This window comes from Aquirufa sp. 5-AUSEE-100C1 (genome assembly GCF_054558655.1).
On the sequence record NZ_JBPXKO010000004.1, the window covers coordinates 70,211 to 94,492 of the forward strand.

Sequence of the window (24,282 nt, forward strand, 5' to 3'; positions counted from 1 at the left end):
ATGAATCGTAGATCTTTTAGCCAACTCCTGACAGCGGGCGTACTTGGAAGCCAAGCTGTACAAGGCAAATCGAACCCTGAAAAAACATTTAGCCTGAAATATGCGCCGCATTTTGGGATGTTTGAACAACATGCCGGTAAGGACTACATCGATCAATTAAAATTCATGCATGAAATGGGTTTCCGTGCCTTGGAGGACAATGAGATGATGGAAAAGCCGGTAGAGGTGCAAGAAAAGATCGGTGCGACGCTCGGCCGACTTGGTATGGAGATGGGGGTATTTGTCATCAAATTCCCCGGATTTTTCGATAAATCACACATGACTACAGGCGACAAGGCTTGGACAGAGATTTTCCTAAAGGCATGTCGGGACGCCGTCGAAACCTCGAAACGCGTCAATGCTAAATGGGCCACGGTCGTCCCAGGAAATTTCACGCGTAATCTCCCGATGGGAATACAAACAGGCAATGTCATCGAGGTTTTGAAAAGAGGCGCTGAAATTCTCGAGCCGCATAAACTAACGATGGTTCTTGAGCCACTGAGCGATAATCCGGATTTGTTCCTACGTCATTCCGACCAAACCTACATGATTTGTAAGGGAGTAGATAGCCCATCGTGTAAAATTCTTTTCGATATGTACCACATGCAACGCAATGAGGGGAATATGATCAAAAACATGGATTTATGCTGGTCGGAAATCGGCTATTTGCAAATCGGAGACAACCCGGGACGCAAAGAACCCGGTACCGGCGAAGTAAATTATGCCAATATCTTTGAAAACCTCCGCAAGAAAAAATACGATGGGATCTTGGGCATGGAGCATGGCAATTTCCACCCCGGAAAAGAAGGAGAAGTAAAATTAATCGAAGCCTATCGCAAAGCTGACCATCTGTAAATTTGGATTTAAGGAATAATAATTAGATATTCGCCTAATTATTTAATAACCATGGAAGCAGCCTTCAAAGCAATCAATGATGTAACCCGACGGGAGATTCTTCAATTTCTTATACAGGGCCCTCAAAATGCGGGTCAGATTGCCAAGCAATTTGACATGACCAAGCCGAGCATCTCGCATCATTTAGACCTATTAAAGCAAGCACAATTGATCGATGCGACGAAAAAAGGCCAGTTCATACATTACAGCTTAAACAAAAAAGGCTTTGAATCGATCCATCAATGGTTTCAGGGATTTGCCCAACATTTTGAATTCCCTAAACCGAAAATCCGATTGTAATTGTTGCTTTCCCAATTTTAAGATAAATTCGTAAAAAAATATTCGCATGAGCGCTAACCTGCCTACTTCCTTTTCATTTCTTGCTAGTCAAACACCGCGTGATTTCATCGGCCTAGGTGTCGTTCAGTTGCCCAAGCGAAATTTTTTCCAATCGATTTCAGACTTCTTTGCTGCTCGTTCTGGAAATCAACGTATTTCTTTTCTCCTGTTAGGTGCCCATGAAATTAAGGTTGTTCACTACCAAGGCTCCAATGTATTGGGAAGCGTTGATATCCCTAAAAACCTAATTGAATCCATTGAAATTCATGCCTCAAAGACTGCGGACGGACTTGTAGTCATTTCGAATATTGAACTAACAGAGTGTATTTCAGTAAATGACAAAGGCATCAAAAAGCTGAAATATCACCAATTCAATGTGATGCCAGCTCTTTTGGGGGAGAATACCTCTCCCGTAAATAATGTCAACGATATTGTTTGGGCTCAGGAAAGCAGAAAAACGATCGTGGAAACATTAGAAGCATGGAACGAAGGTATCCAAGCGAATAACTAATTTGCTGCAGCCTTTTCAACATCCAGTTCCAATAAATCTTTCGATTTAAAGGCCACAACGCTGACTAAAAACAGGGTAACACCTGCCCCAATCAGCACGGAGGGAATCGTTCCAAAAAACTTGGCAGCGACCCCCGATTCAAAAGCTCCCATCTCATTCGAGGTGCTGACAAATACCCCGTTGACCGAGGAAACACGTCCGCGCATTTCATCCGGGGTAAAAATGCGTAATACGGTTTGGCGAATTACCACACTAACCGAATCGAATGCACCCGTAAAAAATAATGCGGTAACGGATACCCAAAAATTTGTTGACAAGCCAAATACCAAAGTCGCCACACCAAAACCGGCAATGGCCAGTAATAAGTTGCGCCAAGCATTTTTCAGCGGTGGGAAATAGATTAGCGTCAACATGGTGACTACCGCACCTACGGAAGGCGCGGCACGTAAAATACCCAAACCCTCGGCGCCTACTTTTAAAATATCCTCCGCAAAAATGGGTAATATGGCAATCACGCCACCAAATAATACCGAAAACAAATCCAAGGATATCGCATACAGGATAATCTTTGTCTTAAAAACATATTCAATTCCTTCCCGCAAGCTATGCCAGATGGATTCATGAACCACATTCTTGGGTGGAACTGGGCGATTCTGAATAAAAAACATGCAAGACATGACGGCCAACAACAAGCCTATCACGATGATTAAAGAACCTGATAAACCGGCATAGGCATACAAGAAACCCGCCACACCGGGCCCTAGGATAGACCCCAATTGCCAAAACGAACTATTCCATGTAGCCGCATTAGCAAATACTTCTTTGGGAACCAAGAATGGATTCAAGGAAGAAGCAGCTGGACTGAAAAATCCCTTGGCTAATCCAATCAAAAAAATTACAAAATAGATTAAATAAACAAAGAAACTGGATTTATCAGAATTCAATTGCATCGCCGCATAGAGCAACAAGACCGAGCCGAGAATAATGATGGCTAACGAACCCTGCATAATTTTTTTCTTATCTCGGTTATCCGCAAAATGTCCTCCAAACAAGACCAACGAAATATAAGGAACCGCCTCAGCCAAACCAATCAATCCCAGTGCCAAGGGATTATGTGTCAAATGATAGATCTCATAGGCCAAAATAACCTCCTGAATAAGCAATGCCATCGTGAACAAGGTATTCCCCGTCACATAAGCACGGAATTCCGGATATCGAAGCGCCTGGTAGGCATCTTTAGTTTTCAATATTGACATATAAGGTAAATCAGCGGACTCAAGAAAGCCAAATCGCCTACGTAGCGCTCCGGCTTGGAAGCCCTAAAATAATAAATCCCCAGATGAATTCCCCATATAAACAAGAATAAGCTCAAAAGGCTGAAGCTTACTCCAATGATCCCCAAAGCAATCATGAAAAGGAGTGTAAGCATGCAGCAGGTCATCCAAAGGCGTGTACTTCCCCCCTCTTCAATCAGGGTATATAAGCTCAAATTCATCAAAGCGAGTAAAAATATTTCCAATACGCACTCTACCAGAATAAGTGAATAAGGAGCGATGACCATCGTAGGTAAGGCGACACCCAAACTGTAAATTCCGGCCGTCAATAGCTCCTTAAATCCCCAAAAACGATCAAAAACATGCTTCACCCACCCTAACCAATAGAGCAAAATGGCTACGCCCAAGCCTAAACCAAATTTGATCATCGGAAATTCCACCCACATCAGTAGCATTCCAAGGTAAATTCCTAAGACGATGATTATTCTACGCAACACAACCTGATGTTTTTCATGATAAGCATGTAACTCATCGCGAGTTTCAGATGTATAATTATCGATTTGACGGTCAATACCATAAATCAAATACACCGAAATGGCCAGAATTAAATCGAATTGCCAAGGAGGCAAAGAGCCCAGAAAGTATTGGTATAGAACATCATTCATCGCAACAGCACCGAATACCACATCCAAACTCAAAAAATGGACAATCTTAAAATAGCGCATCTTTACGATTAATGACTGTTAACTCATCCCCTACTCGGATTTTCCCCAATTGAATCGGAACCATTTGTTGGCCAAAATACACTTTATTATCCTTTTGACGGAAATTCGCTAATGCCTTCATGAGACCCCCCTTCTCAACCTCACCCGTCGAAGGCTCCACATTCACCAATTGACACCGTGCACAGGGCTTGGCGCCCGATAACCTTACATTGGAAATTGACACCTCTTCCCACGTATCCTCCTCAAATGCTGCGGCTCCCGAAACAATCATATTCGCTCGGAATCGCTGATAATCAAAGGGCTTACCATATACTTCCGCTAAGCGAGCATACGAATTTTCGGAAGCGAGTAAAACAGGTAGCGAATCCGCAAAGGAACTCTGATTCGAACCCTCGGTTTGATACTTTTCAGCAATGATTCGAGGACTGTCGGCTAATTGCATGACTAAACGGACTGGCTCTTGCAAGCGTTCGGAGAACCATGCCGACCATCCTTCGCCGACCTCACATACGATTAATTGATCATCCCATAATTCCACATGCGCTCTTTCCAAAAGCTCAGGATTATGTTTCAAAAGCTTCGTTAAACCGGATATTTGATCCCATACCTCAAATCCCTCCGCATGTACGTTTAAACGGAAACGAGTTAAATCAGGACGGGTTCTTTGGGTAATAAATGTTCCTTGCGCATCCACCAGCATAAACCGACGGTCACCTCGGAAACCCGCGGACTCTAGCTCAATTTCGTCAACGGAAATAGGGGCTAAGGATTTAATGGGAAAAATAAATAGTTTACGAATGCATATCATCCCCTGAAATTACTGAATTACCTGCATAATTCCCTATGAGGTCTTATCAGGATTCGCCTTCATTATGTGAAGCAAAATTCTTATGTTTGTTATTAGTTACCGAAAAACCTGTTCCATGATCAAATTCATTGGCCTATTTGGCCTGTTTATACTAGCCAGCCTATCGAGTTCAGCCCAAGAAACCTTACGCTTGGAGGATGCCATACAGCAAGGATTACAAAACCAATATTCCATTCAAATCCTAAAAAAACGAGAAGCGCAAGCGGCCAATGACAATAGTCTTGGAAATGCCGGATTTTTGCCCACTATTACGGGGACAGCTACAAAGAACTACACCATTTCGGGACTAGACCAGGAATTTTTCGGAGGTTTACGTCCACCTTTAGTGCAATCTGGGGTTCGTGCCAACAGCGGTAATGCGGGAATAACGATGGCATGGACGCTGTACGATGGCAAAGGCATGTTTGTCTTACGCGATCGGTTCAAGGAATTACAAAATCTAGGAGCCAAACAAACCGAAACCTCGATTGAGAATTTAATCGCTCAAATTAGTACACTCTATTACGACATTATTCGTCAAGACCTACGTGTAAATAACTTTCGCAAAGGACTAGAAATTTCCAATGACCGGTTAAAATTAGCCAAAGACCGCTATGAGGTTGGCCAGGGCTCGAAGGTTGATTACTATTCCGCACAGGTCGATTACAACGAAGATAAAGCCCTCTTGCTAGCACAAGAACAATCCTATTTAAACACAAAAATTAGTTTAAATACACTACTTGTTCGTCCGCACCTAACGACATTCCAGACACAAGCTGTCATCGATTTGTTACCTAAACTAAACTTGGGCGAGTTAAAAGATATGGCCCTAAAGCAAAACCCTACGCTAATGGCGGCATTGGTAACCAAAAAAATCAGCGAATTGGATACGAAAAATTTACAGAGCCAACAAACACCTCAGATTGACCTATTAGCAGGTTATGCAGTCAATAACGTATTGAACGGTGCAGGCTTTGGTGTACAAAAGGGATCCAGTAATGTGTTTAATTACGGACTTCGTGCCAGCATTAATATTTTTGACGGATACAATCAAAAACGTCGTGTTCAAAATGCCAAGATTAACGCAGAAATTGCCCAATTACAAATCGAGGATATCAAAAATCAATTAATCGCATCCATTGAACGCTCCTACACGGCCTACGAAAATGCCTTGAATTTGATTTCATTGGAAACGGAGAACTATACCATTGCCAAGCAGAACATTGATATCGCGTTCGACCGATTTAAAATTGGTATCGCGACCTCCTATGAATTACGTGAGGTACAACGCAATGCTGTCGCCGCAGAGACGCGTTTAATTGAGGCAAAATATGCTGCGAAGGCTGCTGAAATCGAATTAATTCGATTGAGTGGCAATTTACTTTAGGCCCTGCTCCTCATTCAATTGCTGTTGGTATAATTCATAATACAAGCCCTTCTTCCGCATGAGCTGTGCATGTTTGCCTTGCTCGACAATCTCACCACCCTGAAGGACAAAAACCCGATTGGCCAATTTCGCCGAGGACACGCGATGCGAAATAATTAAGCTTGTCTTATCCAGCATAATATGCTTTAGATTGGACAAGATTTTATGCTCTGTATGCGTATCGACAGCAGAAAGACAATCATCCAAAATCAAAATATTCGGATTCTTGGCAAGGGCTCTCGCCAAGGAAACACGCTGTTTCTGACCTCCCGACAAGGTAACACCACGCTCACCTAAGATCGTTTCAAATTGATTCGGGAAGTCCTGAATGTTATCATAAACATCGGCATATCGAGCCGCCTGCTCCATTTGCGCATCCGTCAAATCATCCTGCCCAAAACGAATATTCTCAGCAATCGACGTCGAAAACAAGAAGACATCCTGCGGAACAAAACCCAAATGCTTGCGGACATGCTGTATATCCCAATCCCGCAAAGGAATATCATCTAATAAAATATCCCCGGAACTGGGATCGTAAAAACGAGCCATCAGCAACGCAATCGTACTCTTACCCGAACCAGTTGTACCAAGTAGGGCGACCGACTCCCCGGAATTAATTTCCAAATTCAGCGATTTCAAAACCGGACGATCCGTCCCCGGATACGTAAAACACAAATTCTTGAACGTCCATTTTCCTTGAATCGGCTGAACAATCTGTTTGCCCGGCACCAATTCGGATTTGATATTCAGAAATTCATTGATGCGTTTTTGGGACGCAGCAGCACGTTGGATTTGCGAACTCGTCCAGCCCAGCGCGGTGACAGGCCAGGTCAACATAAACACATACATAATGAACTCGGTAATATTTCCCAAGGTCATTCTGCCCGCCATCACCTCGTTCGAGCCCACATAAACCACTAATAAGGTACTAAATCCGACCAACAATGAAATCAAGGGAGTAAACAGTGAATCAATCTTCACTAAATCCAAGGACTTCTTGCGATAATTGGCCGAGGCCTCGGCAAAGGCAGCTGCGGATTGTTTCTCCCGAACAAACGATTTCAATACGCGAATACCCGAAAATGCTTCTTGTACATACGTGGAAATGGTTGAAAGACCGGATTGTATTTCCTCCGATTTCTTGATAATCAAGGAATTTACATAGTAGATACTAAAGGATAGAATCGGCAATGGAAGCAATACATACCACATGAGCGTTGTGCTTACTTGATACATGTAGTAGATGACGAGCGCAAATACAGTGATCAAATTCAAGCCATACATCATACTCGGTCCCACGTACATCCGAACCTTACTAACATCCTCCGAAATGCGGGCCATTAAATCCCCAGTGTTTTGCTGACAGTAGAAAGAAAGTGGGAGCGTTTGATAATGTGCATAAATCTCCTGCTTCATCTCGTATTCGATATGCCGGGACATGACAATCAAGGTTTGACGCACCAAAAACAAGAAGACCCCTTTGATAAATGCCATCAAAACAATCAATGCGCCGTAATAAAACAGGGTACTTGCGAAGACCTCATAGAAGGCTGTTTGCAACGAAAAGCCTTTAAATAAAAAATATACATCAATGGTTTCCGTCACCAAATCCAAGGCAAAACGCACCAATTGCGCGGGAACAACCCCAAAAAAATTGGAACAAAACGTAAACAGCATCCCCAAAAGTAGAAGCCATTTGTATTTCCAAAAATATTGATTGAGGTGACTGAGTGCGCCCATGAATTGAATAAGTTCCCACAAAGATAGGACCTTTCTAAATTAAAATTTGTAATTTTGTGTTTTACAAATAAGAACGCTCTTTATTTTCGGATGGTTAACAGAAGACTACTACGGGTCAAAGCATTTCAACAAATGTATGCCTTTTGGACGCAGGAACGCGCGCAACATCAATTGGCCTTTGATGGCTTGCAAACGATTTTCCTCCCGGATCTATCGCTCATGGTCGCCAAAGAAGAACAAACACCTCGTTTAGAGGGTTTGCGAAAATTAGCCGAAATCCAATTAACTGAATTTTTCCAAGGAGTACCCACCGAAGAAAGCATTCCACAAGAATCGCTGGAAGCCGCTCAGTCTGTCTATCGCGTCTATCAATACAATGTGGCAAAGATTGCCCGGGATATGCGCAAAAGCATGGTTATCGAAGTAGAATCCATCTACAAACAATATTTAAAACTTCTTTTCTATCTACAGAATCTCCCGACCATCGGTCAATGGGATGAGCAAAGACGTTTGTTGGAAAGCCCGATTAAAACCTCTCAAATCGCCAACAATAAAGTACTTGCCATTCTGCCTAAATGGAAGGATTTACAACAGGCCTTCGAAGAATATCACATTGGCTGGTCTGAGGACGAAGAAAACCTTTTGAAGAAATTATTCCTTGAAGGAATTTTACCCGATGAAAGTTTTGTGGCCTACCTTCCTGAAGCGGGAAAAGATGTACTCCAAGACTTAGAAATGGTCAAATACCTCTTGAAAAATTATCTGTTAAAACATCCCGCGATGACAGAATATTTCGAGGAAAAAGATTTAAATTGGCATGTAAATAAGGATGTGGTCAAGAGTTTGAGCACAAAAACCTTCAAGGTCGAAGCCTTGGAAGATTTGAGTTTACAGCCCTTGGCTTTGCAATGGGATGAGGATAAGAAATTCTTTGAGGAATTATTCGACTATTGCGTGGCAGAGGATAAGCAATTAACCGAATGGGTTAACGAGCAAACCAAAAACTGGGATTCGGAGCGTTTGGCAACATCCGATTTAATTATCTTAAAAATGGCTGTCGCCGAGATGATTAAGTTTTCGAGTATCCCCGTGAAGGTGAGTATTAATGAGTACATTGAAGTGGCCAAAAACTACTCGACACCTAAATCAGGTCCATTTATCAATGGTATCTTGGATGTGGTTTCGATTAAATTAATTAGTGAGAAAATTATTCAAAAATCAGGTCGAGGCTTAATCGACATAGCAAGTAAATAAACATGAGTAGATCATCAAAATCCTTCTGGGCATTTGTAGTAGGAGCTGCTACCGGAGCTGTATTGGGCATTCTTTATGCACCTGATAAGGGTGAAAACACCCGTAGCAAATTGTATTTTCAACTGAACAAATACCGTGAACAGTTAAAGCAATTGATTAACGACATCGTCGATGGCAAGGAAATTCCTGAAACAATGGCTAAATCAGAAGGCAAAAAAGTTGTTAACGATACAAAAGTAAAAGCCGAAAAGCTGTTGGAGGACGTAGAAAAAATGATGAGCCAAATCAAAGCAAAATAAGCATGGTTCGGTTTTCTCTTTTTGCCGGTATTTTTTTGATTTTGTTGGGTTGCACCAACAAGCAAAAGGAATCGCTAAGCGATGCAGAGAATTCCATTCCAATTGATTTAAGACCGAGCGCAGACAAGCAAGCTAAAATGGTCTTTGATCAACCACTTGTTTACCTGGGGCGGATAAAAGAAGGCGATAGCGTATCCTACACCTTTCATTTCCGAAACAAGGGCAATTTACCTTTGCTAATTAGTTCCGTCAATGCTTCTTGTGGCTGCACAACACCCAAGTGGAGTAAGACACCTGTAGCACCTGGCAAAAAAGGCTTTATCAAAGTAACCTTTGACTCACACGGGAAAGAAGGCAAAGTACAAAAAACAGTTACCGCGTACGCAAATACCATTCCGGCCGACAACATGGTCGCATTTAAAGTAGAAGTTATACCTCAAAAAAAATAGTCTTATGTTATTATTAGAAGCCAATCCACAAATCATGCAAATCGTCCTTTTTGGAGGAATTTTTGTGGTGTTTTATTTCTTCATGATTCGTCCCCAACAAAAAAAGGCGAAAGAAGCTCAAAAATTTATCAGTGAATTAAAAACAGGCGACAAAGTTGTCACCATTGGTGGAGCGCATGGAAGCGTAGTTTCTATTCGTGAAAAAACAATTGTCGTGGAAGTTGACGCAAGCAAAGGAGTTCGCATGGTATTCGAAAAATCAGCGATCTCAAAAGATGCCTCCTCTCGTTTAACAGAAGAATAAGATGAACCCACAAAGCCTGAAACCCTTTATTGGCATTACAGGCGGAATCGGATCCGGCAAATCAACGATTTGTCGGATTTTTTCCATCTTAGGGATTCCTGTATTCGAGGCAGATGCTCATGCGCGTGACATCTGCGAAAATGACCCTAATGTAAAAGAAGCCATTTTGGATGAATTTGGATCCAAAGCCTATTTACCCGATGGTTCCTACAACCGACCTTGGATGAAGGGATTGCTACAGAAATACCCAGGAGACATTCAAAAACTGAATGCAATTATTCACCCCGCCGTACGTAAATCCGCAATTACATGGTTAGAAAACGCCCCCAAAGCACCTTTCTACCTATACGAATCAGCACTCATTACAGCACGAAACAAGCCGGAAATCATTCAGCAACTCATTGCCGTTTCATGTCCCTTGGATGAGCGCATCCAACATATCCAAAAACGCAATCATTCATCCTACATGCAAACCATGCAGATGATCGACCTCCAACCTAAACCTGAACAATACCTGCGGGGTGCCGACTTTGTCATTGAAAACAGCAAAAAGGACCGCGTTTGGCCTCAAATCGAAACAATTATGAAAACATTAAGCTGTCTCTTGCTTTTCCTTTTGATCAATTTTAATGGCTTTAGTCAGATTAAGGCGATGACCTTCAACATCCGTTTAGACACCGAGTCTGACGGTCAAGACCAATGGAAATATCGCGCCAAGCATTGCGCCGAACTCATTCAATACCACGAAGCTGATATCATTGGAATGCAAGAGGCGTTTATCCACCAAATTAAAGACTTCGCGAAAGCTTTACCCGGTTACGCCTGGTTTGGAAAGGGCCGCGACGATGGCAAAGAAGAAGGTGAATTCTCTCCCCTATTTTACAATACCGCTAAGTTTAAACTCATCCGCGAAAAAACCTTCTGGCTGTCTGATTCCTGTGAAAAAGTTGGCTTCGGTTGGGATGCCGCTTGTCGGCGCGTCGTTACCTGGGGTGAATTCCAAGATCTAAAAACCAAGAAAAAATTCTTCGTTTTCAATACGCACTTCGACCACCTGGGAAAAATAGCTCGCAGAGAAAGTGCGAAATTAGTACTGGCCAAAGTAGCCGAAATAGCTGGCAATAGCCCGGCTATCATTACCGGAGATTTCAACGCCACACCTGACGATGAGCCCATTCAAATCATCTTAAACGCAACTGATCCCAATCACCTAACGGATAGCGAGACCATTAGCCAAAAAGGACATTATGGCCCATACAGCTCATTCAATGGATTTAAACAAGAGCAAGCAGGCAAACACATCGATTACATTTTTGTGAAAAATGGGGTGACTTGTAGCCAGCACGCCACACATTCGGAGACATGGGCAGGACGTTTCCCGACCGACCATTTCCCGGTAAGTGCGAACCTGCATTTACCCAAATAGCTTATTGGAAATTGCATCGCTAAAAGTTAACTTGCAGTATGGAAAATTTTATTGTTTCAGCGCGAAAATATAGACCTACCCAATTTGATTCGGTCGTTGGCCAAAGTCATATTACCACCACCCTAAAGAATGCCATCAAGTCGAATCACTTGGCACAGGCCTTTCTTTTCTGTGGTCCTCGGGGTGTCGGTAAAACGACCTGCGCACGTATTTTAGCTAAAACAATCAATTGTGAAAACATTGGAGCGGATGGAGAGGCATGTGGAACTTGCCCGTCTTGCCAATCCTTTCAAGATAATACCTCGCTAACCATCCACGAGTTGGATGCAGCATCCAATAACTCCGTGGAAGATATTCGTAGCCTAATTGATCAGGTTCGCTATCCTCCTCAACGTGGTCGCTACAAAATCTACATCATTGATGAGGTTCACATGCTCTCAGCAGCGGCATTCAATGCCTTTCTGAAAACCTTGGAAGAACCACCCTCCTACGCCATTTTCATTCTTGCGACGACGGAGAAACATAAAATTTTACCAACGATCTTATCTCGTTGCCAAATCTTTGATTTTAACCGCATCCAATGGAAGGATATGGCTGATCATTTGGCTGGCATTGCACAGAAAGAAAATATCCAAGCAGAACCCTCAGCCTTGGAATTAATTGCCATCAAGGCCGATGGAGGTTTACGTGATGCGCTTTCGATGTTCGACTTGAATGTGACGTTCTCGACAGACAATACATTACGTCATAAAGATGTATTAGAAAATCTTCATATCCTCGATAGTGATTATTACGTTAGTCTGACAGACCATTTGATTCAACAGAATCATGTGGACACCTTAATTCTGTTGGATGAAATTATGCGAAAAGGCTTTGATGGACAGCAATTCATCAGCGGATTCATGGAACATCTTCGTAATTTACTCTTTGCCAAAGACCCACAAACCTTGGCCTTGATGGAGATTTCAGATGAGTCTAAAGCCAAATTCAAGCAACAAGCCGAATTAACGAGCACCTCTTTCCTACTTTCTGCCATGAACATTTGTTCTACCTGCGAAAGTAATTACAAGTCGGCCAAAAACCCCCGACTCCATCTCGAGCTCTGCCTGCTAAAAATCAATTACCTGCCATCGGTTTACCAAGTAGCTGCGGAGGGAGCTACCGGAAAAAAGCCTGAGCCCCAAGCGAAGAGCACTGGGGCTGAAAAACCAACAAGCACTCCAGTAATCGAAAAACCGGAACCTGTCATTCATCAGGAGACCCAAACCACAAGTCCCGCACCTGTGGCGGATACTCCTAAACCCGAGGTATCCGACGTAAAACCTGTCTCCAAGCCGATGGCTCAAATGCCTTCAGCAGGGTTAGCCGGTTTGCGTTCAAGTAAGAGTGTCATCAAACAGAAAACAGAGGATACCGAAGCCGAGCAACAAAATACCGCCACAAACTTTGATAATCAGCCATTTGATCTGGCCCAATTATTGGAAGTTTGGAACGGAATTTCCACGAAATTCAAAGAGGCTAATTTGATCAACAAATTTGTCATGATGGATCGCCCCATTGAATTAGTTGGCACGATTGCACACATGAAAGTAGAGAATGAAGTGCAAGTGCAGCACTTCAACGAGCAATTGCGGATGGAGGTTTTGGGGATTTTACGGGAACGCTTGCGCAACTACTCCATTGATATCGTACTCGATGTGATTGTACAAGAACTAGAAGAAAAGAAATTACTTTATACGCAGTCCGACAAATACGATTTCTTAGTCCAAAAGCATCCGCTCTTGGGGGAACTCAAACAAAAGCTGGGATTAGATCACGAATTTTAGCCTAACGAATCTGTCCATTACCTTGAATCACCCACTTTTCAGTGACTAATTTTTCCAAGGCAAAAGGTCCACGGGCATGTAATTTCTGAGTTGAAATTCCAATTTCAGCCCCCAAATCAAAAACGCCCCCATCCGTAAAACGAGTGGATGCATTCCAATAAACCGCGGCCGCATCGACCGACTGCAAGAATACCTGTGCCTCCTGCTCATCCGATGTTACGATAGCCTCCGAATGGCGAGATGAAAATTGATCTATGTGGTTAAAGGCCTCTGCTAGATTATCAACAACCTTAACTGAACAAGCAAAATCCAAGAACTCCCGTCCAAAATCCTCCTCTTGAGCTCTTTCGAGTAAAGGATAGGCTAGCGCTTCTAATATTGGAAAAGAGATGGAATCTGCAAAGATTCGAACCTTATATTCCAGAAATAGCGGGGCAATTTTAGTTAAAAACGATTCGACTTGATTGCTGTGTAGAATGACGGTATCAAGTGAATTGCAAACGGAAGGACGCGAGACTTTGGCATTCAATACAATATTAACGGCCATATCCGTATCCGCCTTTGAGGCAACATAAGTGTGACAAACACCCGCACCCGTTTCTATCGTAGGCACTAGGGACTCACGTCTTACCCGTTGAATCAAAGCATCCGAACCCCGTGGAATAATGACATCAATGTATTTGGTGGCTTGAAGTAAAGTCGTCACATGCGCACGGTCTGTCGGTAATAAACGAACCAAATCCGTCGAAAGCCCTTGACTTTGCAGTGCCTCATGAATTAATTTAACTAAGACCTGATTGGTAAACCAAGCATCCGTTCCTCCCCGCAATACTGCCGCATTCCCAGACCGAATACACAGGGCAGCTACATCAATCGTCACATTGGGACGGGACTCATAGATAACCCCCACTACACCCAAAGGAACAGCCCTCTTTTGAAGCTGTAAGCCATTGGACAAAACCTTATTTAGAAGTGCTTGACCCGAGGGATCCGGTAAAGCTGCCACATCATGTAGGCTTTCTGCCAAGGCTTCGATACGAGCCTCTGTAAGCAACAAACGATCCCGCATGGGATTAGCAGCATCCATGTTCGCGAGGTCTTTCGCATTTTCAGCGATGATAATTTCCTTTTGCGCTTTTAATAAGTCAGCTAATTGGGCAAGAACTGAAATCTTTAAGGAAGCGTCTGCCGACGCAAGGCTCGTGGAAGCTTTGCGAGTCGCAGCTAATAAAGGAAGAATATCGACGGTTTGTGACATTTGACAAAATTAAGAAAAGCCTTACTTACTCCAAACTTTTGACTACCGGGAAACGATAGATCGTTTGACTGGAATCAGAAAGGTGGATAATATATCGCCCTGCCGACTCAGCCGAGAGATCAATATCGATTCGTTGCTGACCTGCTGAAAGATTACCTAAATCTTGTTGGCGCACCCTACGACCCATGCTATCATAAAGTTCCATGAAGACTTTGGAATCCTGTCCCAGCGGGAAATCGAGGCGGACCGACTGGCGAGTCGGATTCGGATAACATTTTATTTCGAGTGGCTCCGTATTGGACAAGACCAAAGAGGCATCGAGTAATTTAATGGTGCCGTCCAACCAAGCAATACGGGCAGTAATCCAATTTTGCATCCAATACAACTCGTCATTTGCATTATTCCCAACGTAGTAATTCGGCCAAACCTTTTTCCCATAAAGTGGGAAACGGCCAAAATTTCGTTGCATAGGTTCCTTTAACGCAAGCGTGGTCGAATCCATGAATTTAAAGATATTTTGGGGAGTTAGGCTTGTTTTTCGTAAGCTTGTCCAACGAGACTTCAGGGAATTGACGAATACGGAATCCCGCAATAATTTGCCCCACCAAAAAGGCGTCTGCACATAATCAGCCTTTCCCTGCTCACTCATCTCGAGTTTATTGTACGCCCAACCCTGAGGTAGATATCCATCATAGTAATCTGCATTCCCAAATGACAAGTTATAATCCCAGGTGGGGCCCATGGTTAACTTTCCTCCCTTGGAATCTTTATCCTTGTAGAAATAGGTACTCAAACGGAAACCATCGACATTTCGAGTCAGTTCATTAATCAAAAAGTAGTTAACAAATGAAGGCATATCCATCATGCTACGGTAGGCAGCACTCGGTCTCAATCCACTTTCCTCCTGTAAACTCTTCTCAAACGTATTGACATAATTCTTGATGTAATTAAACTGCTGCGTGGTAATCAGCTCATTTTTGGGATATTCGATTTGGAAAAGCACCTTACCAGTTCCTCCTCCTGAAATGTAAGAACTTGTCCAATTACGCGAAGGAGAGCCAGTGGTCTTGTCGATCTTTACTAAATAACCTCCTGTAACTTCATCCCCCGTATTATCAACTGGAAGTAAATCCGCTATATCCAACCGATTTCGGCCTTGTTTAATTTTCTCCATGAGGATATAAATCCCCTGGTAGGCATCATTCAGAATCACTTCAACATACCTCGTATTCGACTTTTTTAGACCTAAATCGCCCGCCAATTTTTGCGCTAATACATCCCGCAAAAAACTACGATCATTGTATGAAGCATTGAGAACCCAATCTGATTCGGCTGGCATCTGCACTAAGGCTACATTTTGCGCCTTCATGGCGACAGAATCCGTCCAAATCTCAAATCCATAAGGCTTTTTAACCAAACCGGGCAAGAAATAAAAATCAGCTTGAGATGTACTGCCCCGAAACTCGATCCCCGCCCAAAAATTCAAAGCAGGCTTATCCGTTAATTGATTTAACAAACCTTTCCCCCGGTCGTAAAGACTAAATTTTGCGGGTATTTTAGGCTCATCTCGGATCGTTGCGCCTTTCGTATCAATCACCAATATAGGTAAATTAGATACCGTCAAACTTTGTGAAAAAAGTTGAAAAGATAAGGCAAGTAAAACGACAAAAATCCTAAAAGTCATGACCAAGTGTTAAGTAGGTCATCGGAGATTTAACCTCATCATTTTCAATTCCATAAGCATAATCAAGCTTAATAAAATAACCGACAACATTCGCTCGAGCGCCAATGCCATAGCCAAACAAGAATGGATTACGGAAGTCGGTAACCGTAGCCCGGAAAGGATTCGTATTGCCGCCATAGACATTCGTATTAAATCCATTGCTCCGAGCAAAAGGATTTGCACCCGTCCAAGCGCTTCCCGCGTCAAAGAATCCAACCATTTGAAAAGTATTGATAAACTGAGATTTAGAATAGGCAGAGCCAACGAGCGATTTTAAGGGTATTCGTAATTCTGCATTGAATAATAGATGGCTATTCCCCGACAACTTATTCATGCGAAAACCACGAAGCGTCGTCGCAAAATCACTCATAAATACATTGGGCTGTGCAATGCCATTGGTACCCAAGGGATTCTCCTTGTTGCGTTCCTCCCGATCAATAAACAACCAATTATCCATCCCGCCTAGAATGGTTTGTGGGGCTCCCAAACCCAAGGCATGCGAAGCAGAAAAGCGGGTTGCCAACAAAAGACTATTACTAATTTTCAAATAATGGCGCGCATCCAAGTTGAATTGTGTAAATGACTGCTGATTTAACGCGTGTTGGTACTCTACCCCTGCAAACATCCGAAAACCGGTACGTAAATTCTCTGCCCAATACACAGAATTGTCAAACGTATAATTAAATCGACTACCCAAATAATTCGACACGATCTCCGGGGTGCTCACATTGTATTGATCAAAAGCACGATTCGTGGTTAGCATTCCAGACAAACTTAATTTACTCTGCAAATTAAGCGGATAGATTCCTTTAAGCTCAGCACGATTAAATCGGACTTTTTGGGATACCGTCTCGGTTTCTTGATCCAATACCCGTCGGTCAATCCGAAATACCCAATCCACTTTATTGGCCAAATAAGCATATTCGCCCCAAAGGTCAATATTCTTAATGTTGGCAGATAAGTAACCTCCTACTTTCAACAAATGATTTTCCATTAAATCATTCATCTTCAACTCCATGCTATATCCCAAGCCACGAATAGGATCTATTCGAAAATTCCCCTCCGAACCATTTATCACAAATGAATTCTGGTAGTCTAAAGGCCCCTGCAAGCGGTTTGAATCTTTCCGTAACCGCAAGGCTTGTTGGCGCTCAAGCCTCGACTTACGTACATCCGAAGATCGTTTATTCTCGTCGGGCACTGTCGCCGCTTGGACAACCTGGCTCGAATCAGGAAGTAAAGGATACCACAAATAGGATGGAGTTGCCATCATTTGCTTGAGATCAAACAACTGCAGTTGGTCATTTAAAATTTCTCGGTTTTTGACCAAAAAAGTATCATTAACCCATCGAAAATCGGACCAATTGCCTGACTTAACAATGGTTTGATATAATTTTTGATCCTGCGTATGATAAGAAACCAATTCCTGTGCAGAGCTGCTCTCGTTTAAAAAATAGATCAATGAATCGGATACGGGACGGACATTCCGCATAAGACCTTTATGAATGAACAAAGTCTTAGGTTCTGATGGAGCATCTGCGCGCCAATGCATAAGAGCCAACATGCCCTTTTCTTTCAAATAAGTACTATCGCTAATCCGGTCGGTCAGATAGACGACGTCTCCATTACTACCCCACCAATGTGCCTCAGATTCCTGATTAACATCTTGTGTAATCGGCGTTAATCGATTTCTACGTAAATCATAAATTCCCACATCAACCTGCCCTTGCTTAAAAGATCGAACCAACAAATTTTGACTAGCATTCAGTTCGAAATCCAAGAAACGAACATCACCTAAATTCTTTTTCGAATTAAATCGCAGGGACTGACGAACCCATTGATAAGTATTTAAATAATTCTTGCCCTCTTGCGCGTACAACACATAAAGATCCAATTTATTTGACCAACGGATAATGGGACCAACTCCGCCATCCGTCCGCAAAGGGTCTTTTAAGCCTGTTCGAAATATCTCTTTTACATTGGAATTAGCGAGGGACTTCAGCATAATTCGGTAACGACCGGCATCCACTAAAACATAGGCGACTAACTTGCCATCCGGGCTCAATTGAAAATCATGTATTTGCTCTCCCTTGCCTATTTCAAAAGTCATGAGTGACTTTTTCGCCACATCCTTAACATTCACCTCATATTGCTTCGCCTCACTGACATAAAACTCAAACCATTCCTTCAGGAACTTGGCTATGGGCTTACGAATCGTACTTGAGATACTCGACTGTTCATTCCTAATAACACGAGTTAAATTGATAATATTCCCTATTTGACTTGCTCCATAGGTCTTCGCTAAATAAGACCAGATCGATTGACCTAGGTATTCAGCCTCTAAACCACGTGCCAAAACGGGTTTCCGAACTTTGTTCGCGCCAACCACCTGGTACATATATTGACTCATGGCTGCTGTTTCGCCATTCGCTGCGTAGGCGGCTAATCCCGAGGTAAACCATTCAGGTACAGAAAGCAGAATGGAATTCTGTAAGGCATCTTTGATGCTGCCACCGTATAAAATATCATGAATATATACGTGCGCTAATTGACGCAATAATTGCGTACGATAAGTCGGGTAATCGTTCTGATAGGCAATTTCGATTCGAAATTTGGCCCGATTCTCATCGGCTGCCTCTTGGGCATCCGCATAACTTATTCCACTGTTTGATTGGGCTAACTCACCTCCAGAAGGGTAGACAAAAATCCTTGTTTTTTGAAAAGGCGTGTAGGATAATAAAGTTGTCATTCGCTGAAAATCAGCATCAAGTATTTGCAAGGTTGTTCTTGCTAGTATTTCATTTTTACCAAAATAATACACCTCGAAGTTTTGGTTCGACAAGTATTTCCAGGAAAATTTTTGGAATTGAATACGTGTTTTATCCCAAGCGCGTTGGCTCGGATAAAATTCCTGTGCATGAAGAGAGGCCCCCAGCAGGAAAGAAAATACTCCCAGAAACAAAATACGAACTCGTTGCATTTTCAAGGAATTACACAAAATCAAATTTAAGGATTTATACCGAAAATAAATGCGCATAGCGACGAATTGAAACCTCCGAATCAAGTTCTTTTTCACCCGTCAATTCTTGCAAAAATGCCCGGGCAAAATAAGGTGTCAACGATACGCCTTTGGACCCATAACCATTAAAGATTCCATACTGTTTAGAAAGTAAACCCACAAAGGGTCTTCGGTCTTGCGTGGCTGGACGGACTCCCACATACGTTTCCAATAAAGTATAATCTGAAATACCCATACTGGCCAGCTTCCCCATTAACTCCTCCCGGGAAGATTCTGTTGGCTCCTGTGAAAATTCGTCCCAACGGTAGGTGGCCCCTACTTTAAAATCTCCATTTGATAAGGGCAGAACAAAGCCATTCTTATTTAAAATAAAATCAGGGGACGCTTGGGGAGAGGAAAAACGAATCAATTCCCCTTTTGCGGGTAAGAATGGTAATTTAGACCAAAGTGAATTTTGGCTACCATGAAAACCATCACAAAAAATGACAGCTTCAAAATTTTCAGAATCGGATGACTGAAATATTCGAGCAAAATACAGCCCTTTGCCCTCAAAATAATCTTTAGAAGAATTGAGCAGTTTAGCTACATCAACCCAACCCGCTTGATTGACCCAAACCCCTTCCTCCGTCCATTGTAAAAAATCATGGTGGATTTGTTCTTTACGATCCGTTAACCATGTTTTCATTTCCTCATTGGCAAAGGGACGAAACAAGGGCATTGGATGGAAAAAAGACGCACCTAAGGTCTTTTCCAAGGATTGGTAAAAAGGGAATAGGTATGGAAAAAGTTCCTCAGCTAACCAGGTTTTTTCTAGTTTTCGACCGGTTACGGGATTAAAAATCCCGCCTGCAGCATAGGACGATTTAAAATGCATCGGGGAATCCCAAATCTCAAAAGGGATTTCTGCTTGAATAAAATGATGAGCTAGGACGGTACCAGCGATACCTTGGCCGACGATTAAATAGGGCTTATTTTTTTTCACGTTGGACACGTTCAACCTGGGCTAGCACAAAATCCACTTGTTCATCCATACTGCGAAATGAGGTATCCAAATCGATGGCATCATCCGCTCGTTTCAATGGACCTTCCGCACGATTCGAATCAATCTCATCACGCATGCGTAAATTCTCGATGATTTCCTCCAAGGGCAAATCCTCTCCTTTTTGCAAAAGTTCCAACTTTCGGCGCTGCGCACGGATATGCGGCTGAGCTGTCATAAAGATTTTTACCTCCGCATTGGGAAATACAACCGTACCAATATCTCGGCCATCCATCACTAGGCCCTTCTTTTGGCCCATTTTTTGTTGCTGTGCCACCATGGCCCGACGAACTACGGTGATCGCTGCTACTTGACTCACTAATTCCGAAATGTACATTTTTCGGATTTCTTGTTCGACGTTTTCCCCATTTAACAGGGTATCAGAAGCCTGACGAGCAGGATTGAATTCAAATCCGATATCAATATGTTTAAGCGCGTCTTCAACGGCCTGAAGGTCTTTGATATCAATCTGGTTACGATGTAAATACAAGGCAACGGCTCGGTACATGGCTCCGGTATCGACAAAGGCATAATGCAACTGTGCCGCAACACGTTTAGCTGTCGTACTTTTTCCACAGGAAGAAAAGCCATCAAGGGCCACGATAATCTTAGACATGAAACTCGTTTAAAAACGCAAGAATCGCTTGAAGCGTTTGCTCAGGTGCCTCATAACATCCTTGATGCGCGATTCCCTTCAAAATTACATATTTATGTTGGTCTTTCCCCTCCAATATTTCCAAAATACTTCCCACGGGAATCAAAGGGTCCAAATCGCCTAGAACAAATAAAAAGGGAATCGAGGTATTTTGAATGAAAGCTTGAAAATCCTGACGGTCCTTCATGGCTAGCGTGGCAGCGACTAATCCTTGGGCACTTAATCCTTGGTAGCGTGAAATCAATTGATTCAAGGTTGCTCGGTTTGCCTCAACGAATGCGGGTGTGAAGAGATTACCCACAAATGAACGAATAAAGGTCTCCGTCCCATGCTCGGCAATAAAGGAAGCCGTTTTTTCGCGTTGATGTTTCTTTTCCGACGAATCCGCTACGCATGTCGAATGCAACATGACCACGCCTAATGATATTGGTGGAAATTGACTGGCTATTTCCAAAGCCACATAGCCCCCCATGGAATGACCGATGAAGATAAATTGCGTATCAAGTGGCAGGCTCTGCACTATTTTCTGTGCATAAGCAGCGATCGTCGAACAATCCGTCCAATCGGCAAAATTAGGACAATGGACCTTATACTCCGAAAATGCGCCTGGCATAAAATCCTCCCAGATGCGGGAATCTTCGCCAAATCCATGCAAAAAAACAAGATGAGGTTTCATCTTAATAGGTTACTAACAGACCTAAAATCGTGAAAATTAAACCGATTAATGCCGCCAAGCCTCCCACTAGCCCTAATCCAAAAACGGCTAAAACGATTCCAATACCTAAAAGGGTCAAACCAATTTTCAACTGAGGCGCCCAATTATGCGGCCCCGATACGGCTACCTTTGCTTTGACAAGGGATGCCTTTTTGAGTAAGATTTTTTCAACCGGCTTTTGATCTAATATTCGATCTACATGCATAGAAGCCGATTCGTTCTGTACTTTAGGTGCGGGGGCAGCGGCAGCCGGCAGCGATGCTTCAATACTGCGCTGTTGAACCTGATTGGGTGTAGGTTGATTAACGTTGTTTGTTGGAACAACTTCATTCATCACCCGCTGCTTTTCTGCTTCCGAAACCTCCGGTTTCGAAGGTTGTGACGTCACTGCACTCGGTGCAAATGGGGCAACCGCTTTTTTAGCACAAGAAGCTCCCAGGCTTACTAATAAAGAAAACAATATGATCCGTTTCATGATTAAGCAACAACTTTCATTTGGTGGAAAACAGTTCGTTCAAACTTTGATTTGGCATAAGTCAAATCAATCGTAAAGTCCTTTAAATCCGTTTGTGACGGAATTTCAAACATAGCATCCGTCATGATTGCCTCCATAATGGAACGCAATCCACGGGCGCCTAATTTATATTGCATCGCTTGTTCGACGATATAAGTTAGTGCTTCCTCAGAAAAATGTAAGGCCACTCCCTCCATCGAAAACAACTTTTCATATTGCTTCACCAAGGCATTTTTTGGCTCTGTCAAAATCGACAACAAGGCCTTCGAATCCAACGGATTTAAGAAAGTAACCACAGGAAGACGTCCCAATAATTCAGGAATCAAACCAAAGGATTTTAAATCCTGCGCTGAAACGTATTTCATGATTTGGTCCTTCTCGAATGATTCATGGAACGTATCATCTCCTGAGAATCCAATCGGACGAGAATTCAAACGCTTCGCGATATGGCGATCAATCCCATCAAAAGCCCCTCCACAGATAAACAAAATATTCTCCGTATTCACCGCAATCATCTTCTGATCCGGATGCTTACGCCCTCCTTGCGGCGGAACATTCACAATAGAACCCTCCAATAATTTCAATAAGGCTTGTTGGACCCCTTCTCCCGAAACATCCCGAGTAATGGAAGGATTGTCCGACTTCCTCGCAATCTTATCAATCTCATCGATGAAGACAATTCCACATTCCGCCTTTTCGACATCGTAATTCGCGGCCTGAAGCAAGCGAGTTAGAATCGTTTCCACATCCTCACCCACGTAACCGGCTTCGGTAATCACCGTCGCATCCGCAATACAAAAAGGTACTTGTAATTTTTGAGCCAAGGTACGAGCCAAATAGGTTTTACCCGTTCCCGTCTCTCCCACCATCAAGATATTTGATTTCTCAATCTTTACATCGTCCGATGAGGCTGGTTGCATCAATCGCTTATAATGGTTGTACACAGCCACCGACAAATGACGCTTCGCCTCTTCTTGTCCGATGACATATTCATCCAAATAAGCCTTCAGGTCCTTCGGTTTCACCAATTCAAATTGATGATTGGAAATGTTCGCCGCAGGTGCACCCATTTCCTCCTTGATTACCTCGTAACCCTGCTGAATACAACTATCACAAATATGTCCATCGATGCCCGACAAAATCATGCCGACGTCGGATTTACTCCGACCGCAAAATGAACAGCTTACCTTTTTATTACTCGCCATGAATTAAACAGTACGTGTTAAAATCTCGTCAATTAGACCGTATTCCTTCGCCTCAGCCGCCTTCATCCAATAATCACGATCGGAATCACGCTCGATTTCCTCAAAAGATTTACCTGAATGCTTCGACAAGATTTCATACAATTCCGCACGAATCTTCACGATTTCACGTGCCGTGATTTCGATGTCACGCGATTGACCTTGCGCACCCCCCGAAGGCTGGTGAATCATCACACGCGCATGCTCCAAAGCCGACCGCTTACCCGCTGCACCACCTGCCAACAAGACCGCACCCATAGATGCCGCTAATGAAGTACAAACCGTTGCTACGTCGGGACGAATGTAGTTCATCGTATCATAGATACCCAAACCCGCATAAACGGAACCGCCTGGGCTGTTAATGTACATCACGATATCTTTCTTCGCATCTGTCGACTCCATAAAAAGCAATTGCGCCACGATAATATTCGCCATGTAATCATCCACAGGTACCCCCATGAAAATGATACGGTCCATAATTAAACGTGAGAATACATCGATCTGAGCAAAACGCATGGGGCGCTCCTCGATGATGTATTGGGTCATATCCTCAATCTGGTGCATCGGACGATCACCGATGTGGTTCATGTATTGGTCAACCGCTAAACCATTCAAGCCACGGTGATGAACCGCATACTTACGAAACTCTTCTCCTGATAATTCTTTTGGATACATATGATTCAATGTTTAAAAATCAAATTTAAAATATTTTGGCATTAAATACCTAAACACAAATGTACAAAGCTTAGTTCACAGAAAACCCCG

Annotated in this window: 23 protein-coding genes; 10 read left to right on the forward strand and 13 right to left on the reverse strand. The window is 43.0% G+C overall.

What is annotated here, in order from left to right:
- Genes ACMH5P_RS10155 through ACMH5P_RS10165 form a run of 3 tightly spaced genes read left to right on the forward strand, consistent with a single transcriptional unit; the run spans window position 1 to window position 1,783 of the window.
- Complete coding sequence (locus ACMH5P_RS10155) at window positions 1–894, forward strand: hydroxypyruvate isomerase family protein (protein WP_459494261.1); 894 nt, start codon at window positions 1–3, stop codon at window positions 892–894.
- A 51-nt stretch (window positions 895–945) separates the two neighbouring features.
- The gene (locus tag ACMH5P_RS10160; protein ID WP_459494262.1) at window positions 946–1,233 is read left to right on the forward strand and encodes an autorepressor SdpR family transcription factor; all 288 of its coding nucleotides are present in this window, start codon (window positions 946–948) and stop codon (window positions 1,231–1,233) included.
- A gap of 46 nt (window positions 1,234–1,279) precedes the next feature.
- Complete coding sequence (locus ACMH5P_RS10165; protein ID WP_459494263.1) at window positions 1,280–1,783, forward strand: hypothetical protein; 504 nt, start codon at window positions 1,280–1,282, stop codon at window positions 1,781–1,783.
- Here ACMH5P_RS10165 and ACMH5P_RS10170 read toward each other — a convergent pair.
- The 3 genes from ACMH5P_RS10170 to ACMH5P_RS10180 are packed head-to-tail and all read right to left on the reverse strand — an operon-like array spanning window position 1,780 to window position 4,590.
- On the reverse strand, window positions 1,780–3,039 hold the full coding sequence (locus tag ACMH5P_RS10170; protein ID WP_459494264.1) for an MFS transporter: 1,260 nt from the start codon (window positions 3,037–3,039) through the stop codon (window positions 1,780–1,782). The two genes, ACMH5P_RS10165 and ACMH5P_RS10170, sit on opposite strands and share 4 nt — an antisense overlap.
- Entirely contained in the window at window positions 3,027–3,782 is a 756-nt protein-coding gene (locus tag ACMH5P_RS10175; RefSeq protein WP_459494265.1) for a hypothetical protein, read from the reverse strand. Before ACMH5P_RS10175 ends, ACMH5P_RS10170 begins: the two co-directional genes overlap by 13 nt.
- Entirely contained in the window at window positions 3,769–4,590 is an 822-nt protein-coding gene (locus tag ACMH5P_RS10180) for an MOSC domain-containing protein (protein WP_459494266.1), read from the reverse strand. Before ACMH5P_RS10180 ends, ACMH5P_RS10175 begins: the two co-directional genes overlap by 14 nt.
- A gap of 115 nt (window positions 4,591–4,705) precedes the next feature.
- Here ACMH5P_RS10180 and ACMH5P_RS10185 point away from each other — a divergent pair, with 115 nt between their 5' ends.
- Window positions 4,706–6,016 (forward strand): TolC family protein, encoded by a 1,311-nt coding sequence (locus ACMH5P_RS10185; protein WP_459494267.1) that lies wholly within the window; start codon window positions 4,706–4,708, stop codon window positions 6,014–6,016.
- On the opposite strand, the gene ACMH5P_RS10190 is transcribed toward ACMH5P_RS10185, so the two are convergent.
- A complete protein-coding gene (locus ACMH5P_RS10190) occupies window positions 6,008–7,795 on the reverse strand; it encodes an ABC transporter ATP-binding protein (protein WP_459494268.1) in 1,788 nt (595 codons plus the stop codon). The genes ACMH5P_RS10185 and ACMH5P_RS10190 overlap by 9 nt on opposite strands.
- Window positions 7,796–7,885: 90 nt before the next feature.
- On the opposite strand from ACMH5P_RS10190, the gene nusB reads away from it, so the two are divergent.
- Genes nusB through ACMH5P_RS10220 form a run of 6 tightly spaced genes read left to right on the forward strand, consistent with a single transcriptional unit; the run spans window position 7,886 to window position 13,353 of the window.
- Window positions 7,886–9,049 carry a transcription antitermination factor NusB gene (gene nusB / locus ACMH5P_RS10195; protein WP_459494269.1) on the forward strand — a complete coding sequence of 388 codons (1,164 nt, stop codon included), beginning with the start codon at window positions 7,886–7,888 and terminating at the stop codon, window positions 9,047–9,049.
- Window positions 9,050–9,051: 2 nt separating this feature from the next.
- Window positions 9,052–9,348 carry a YtxH domain-containing protein gene (locus ACMH5P_RS10200; RefSeq protein ID WP_395767429.1) on the forward strand — a complete coding sequence of 99 codons (297 nt, stop codon included), beginning with the start codon at window positions 9,052–9,054 and terminating at the stop codon, window positions 9,346–9,348.
- A 2-nt stretch (window positions 9,349–9,350) separates the two neighbouring features.
- On the forward strand, window positions 9,351–9,797 hold the full coding sequence (locus ACMH5P_RS10205; protein WP_459494270.1) for a DUF1573 domain-containing protein: 447 nt from the start codon (window positions 9,351–9,353) through the stop codon (window positions 9,795–9,797).
- A gap of 4 nt (window positions 9,798–9,801) precedes the next feature.
- The gene (gene yajC / locus ACMH5P_RS10210) at window positions 9,802–10,101 is read left to right on the forward strand and encodes a preprotein translocase subunit YajC (protein WP_459494271.1); all 300 of its coding nucleotides are present in this window, start codon (window positions 9,802–9,804) and stop codon (window positions 10,099–10,101) included.
- 1 nt (window position 10,102) lies between these two features.
- A complete protein-coding gene (gene coaE, locus ACMH5P_RS10215; RefSeq protein ID WP_459494272.1) occupies window positions 10,103–11,527 on the forward strand; it encodes a dephospho-CoA kinase in 1,425 nt (474 codons plus the stop codon).
- Window positions 11,528–11,565: 38 nt separating this feature from the next.
- Window positions 11,566–13,353, forward strand: coding sequence for a DNA polymerase III subunit gamma/tau (locus tag ACMH5P_RS10220; RefSeq protein WP_459494273.1), 1,788 nt, complete (start codon window positions 11,566–11,568; stop codon window positions 13,351–13,353).
- A gap of 1 nt (window position 13,354) precedes the next feature.
- On the opposite strand, the gene ACMH5P_RS10225 is transcribed toward ACMH5P_RS10220, so the two are convergent.
- Genes ACMH5P_RS10225 through ACMH5P_RS10265 form a run of 9 tightly spaced genes read right to left on the reverse strand, consistent with a single transcriptional unit; the run spans window position 13,355 to window position 24,192 of the window.
- Window positions 13,355–14,611: a glutamate-5-semialdehyde dehydrogenase gene (locus ACMH5P_RS10225; RefSeq protein WP_459494274.1), complete on the reverse strand. Its 1,257-nt coding sequence runs from the start codon at window positions 14,609–14,611 to the stop codon at window positions 13,355–13,357.
- 25 nt (window positions 14,612–14,636) lie between these two features.
- A complete protein-coding gene (locus tag ACMH5P_RS10230; RefSeq protein ID WP_459494275.1) occupies window positions 14,637–16,295 on the reverse strand; it encodes a CotH kinase family protein in 1,659 nt (552 codons plus the stop codon).
- On the reverse strand, window positions 16,285–19,371 hold the full coding sequence (locus tag ACMH5P_RS10235) for a BamA/TamA family outer membrane protein (protein ID WP_459494276.1): 3,087 nt from the start codon (window positions 19,369–19,371) through the stop codon (window positions 16,285–16,287). Before ACMH5P_RS10235 ends, ACMH5P_RS10230 begins: the two co-directional genes overlap by 11 nt.
- Entirely contained in the window at window positions 19,349–20,335 is a 987-nt protein-coding gene (locus tag ACMH5P_RS10240) for an NAD(P)/FAD-dependent oxidoreductase (protein WP_459494277.1), read from the reverse strand. Before ACMH5P_RS10240 ends, ACMH5P_RS10235 begins: the two co-directional genes overlap by 23 nt.
- Window positions 20,322–21,008, reverse strand: coding sequence for a (d)CMP kinase (gene cmk / locus ACMH5P_RS10245; RefSeq protein WP_459494278.1), 687 nt, complete (start codon window positions 21,006–21,008; stop codon window positions 20,322–20,324). Before cmk ends, ACMH5P_RS10240 begins: the two co-directional genes overlap by 14 nt.
- Window positions 21,001–21,723, reverse strand: a complete 723-nt coding sequence (locus ACMH5P_RS10250) for an alpha/beta fold hydrolase (RefSeq protein ID WP_459494279.1) — start codon at window positions 21,721–21,723, stop codon at window positions 21,001–21,003. The genes cmk and ACMH5P_RS10250 overlap by 8 nt, the downstream gene beginning before the upstream one ends.
- A gap of 1 nt (window position 21,724) precedes the next feature.
- Window positions 21,725–22,237 carry a hypothetical protein gene (locus ACMH5P_RS10255; protein ID WP_459494280.1) on the reverse strand — a complete coding sequence of 171 codons (513 nt, stop codon included), beginning with the start codon at window positions 22,235–22,237 and terminating at the stop codon, window positions 21,725–21,727.
- Between the two features lie 2 nt (window positions 22,238–22,239).
- A complete protein-coding gene (gene clpX / locus ACMH5P_RS10260; protein ID WP_459494281.1) occupies window positions 22,240–23,481 on the reverse strand; it encodes an ATP-dependent Clp protease ATP-binding subunit ClpX in 1,242 nt (413 codons plus the stop codon).
- A 3-nt stretch (window positions 23,482–23,484) separates the two neighbouring features.
- The gene (locus ACMH5P_RS10265; protein WP_459494282.1) at window positions 23,485–24,192 is read right to left on the reverse strand and encodes a ClpP family protease; all 708 of its coding nucleotides are present in this window, start codon (window positions 24,190–24,192) and stop codon (window positions 23,485–23,487) included.
- Window positions 24,193–24,282 lie beyond the last annotated feature (90 nt).

What these genes read in the sequence shown, in the direction of transcription:
- ACMH5P_RS10220 (WP_459494273.1), top strand. Translation starts at nt 11,566, where the DNA reads ATGGAAAATTTTATTGTTTCAGCGCGAAAATATAGACCTACCCAATTT.
- ACMH5P_RS10255 (WP_459494280.1), bottom strand. Translation starts at nt 22,237, where the DNA reads ATGAAACGGATCATATTGTTTTCTTTATTAGTAAGCCTGGGAGCTTCT.
- clpX (WP_459494281.1), bottom strand. Translation starts at nt 23,481, where the DNA reads ATGGCGAGTAATAAAAAGGTAAGCTGTTCATTTTGCGGTCGGAGTAAA.
- ACMH5P_RS10235 (WP_459494276.1), bottom strand. Translation starts at nt 19,371, where the DNA reads ATGCGCATTTATTTTCGGTATAAATCCTTAAATTTGATTTTGTGTAAT.
- nusB (WP_459494269.1), top strand. Translation starts at nt 7,886, where the DNA reads ATGGTTAACAGAAGACTACTACGGGTCAAAGCATTTCAACAAATGTAT.
- ACMH5P_RS10250 (WP_459494279.1), bottom strand. Translation starts at nt 21,723, where the DNA reads ATGAAACCTCATCTTGTTTTTTTGCATGGATTTGGCGAAGATTCCCGC.
- ACMH5P_RS10230 (WP_459494275.1), bottom strand. Translation starts at nt 16,295, where the DNA reads ATGACTTTTAGGATTTTTGTCGTTTTACTTGCCTTATCTTTTCAACTT.
- cmk (WP_459494278.1), bottom strand. Translation starts at nt 21,008, where the DNA reads ATGTCTAAGATTATCGTGGCCCTTGATGGCTTTTCTTCCTGTGGAAAA.
- ACMH5P_RS10175 (WP_459494265.1), bottom strand. Translation starts at nt 3,782, where the DNA reads ATGCGCTATTTTAAGATTGTCCATTTTTTGAGTTTGGATGTGGTATTC.
- ACMH5P_RS10265 (WP_459494282.1), bottom strand. Translation starts at nt 24,192, where the DNA reads ATGTATCCAAAAGAATTATCAGGAGAAGAGTTTCGTAAGTATGCGGTT.
- yajC (WP_459494271.1), top strand. Translation starts at nt 9,802, where the DNA reads ATGTTATTATTAGAAGCCAATCCACAAATCATGCAAATCGTCCTTTTT.
- ACMH5P_RS10180 (WP_459494266.1), bottom strand. Translation starts at nt 4,590, where the DNA reads ATGATATGCATTCGTAAACTATTTATTTTTCCCATTAAATCCTTAGCC.
- ACMH5P_RS10155 (WP_459494261.1), top strand. Translation starts at nt 1, where the DNA reads ATGAATCGTAGATCTTTTAGCCAACTCCTGACAGCGGGCGTACTTGGA.
- ACMH5P_RS10185 (WP_459494267.1), top strand. Translation starts at nt 4,706, where the DNA reads ATGATCAAATTCATTGGCCTATTTGGCCTGTTTATACTAGCCAGCCTA.
- ACMH5P_RS10160 (WP_459494262.1), top strand. Translation starts at nt 946, where the DNA reads ATGGAAGCAGCCTTCAAAGCAATCAATGATGTAACCCGACGGGAGATT.
- ACMH5P_RS10165 (WP_459494263.1), top strand. Translation starts at nt 1,280, where the DNA reads ATGAGCGCTAACCTGCCTACTTCCTTTTCATTTCTTGCTAGTCAAACA.
- coaE (WP_459494272.1), top strand. Translation starts at nt 10,103, where the DNA reads ATGAACCCACAAAGCCTGAAACCCTTTATTGGCATTACAGGCGGAATC.
- ACMH5P_RS10170 (WP_459494264.1), bottom strand. Translation starts at nt 3,039, where the DNA reads ATGTCAATATTGAAAACTAAAGATGCCTACCAGGCGCTTCGATATCCG.
- ACMH5P_RS10190 (WP_459494268.1), bottom strand. Translation starts at nt 7,795, where the DNA reads ATGGGCGCACTCAGTCACCTCAATCAATATTTTTGGAAATACAAATGG.
- ACMH5P_RS10200 (WP_395767429.1), top strand. Translation starts at nt 9,052, where the DNA reads ATGAGTAGATCATCAAAATCCTTCTGGGCATTTGTAGTAGGAGCTGCT.
- ACMH5P_RS10225 (WP_459494274.1), bottom strand. Translation starts at nt 14,611, where the DNA reads ATGTCACAAACCGTCGATATTCTTCCTTTATTAGCTGCGACTCGCAAA.
- ACMH5P_RS10205 (WP_459494270.1), top strand. Translation starts at nt 9,351, where the DNA reads ATGGTTCGGTTTTCTCTTTTTGCCGGTATTTTTTTGATTTTGTTGGGT.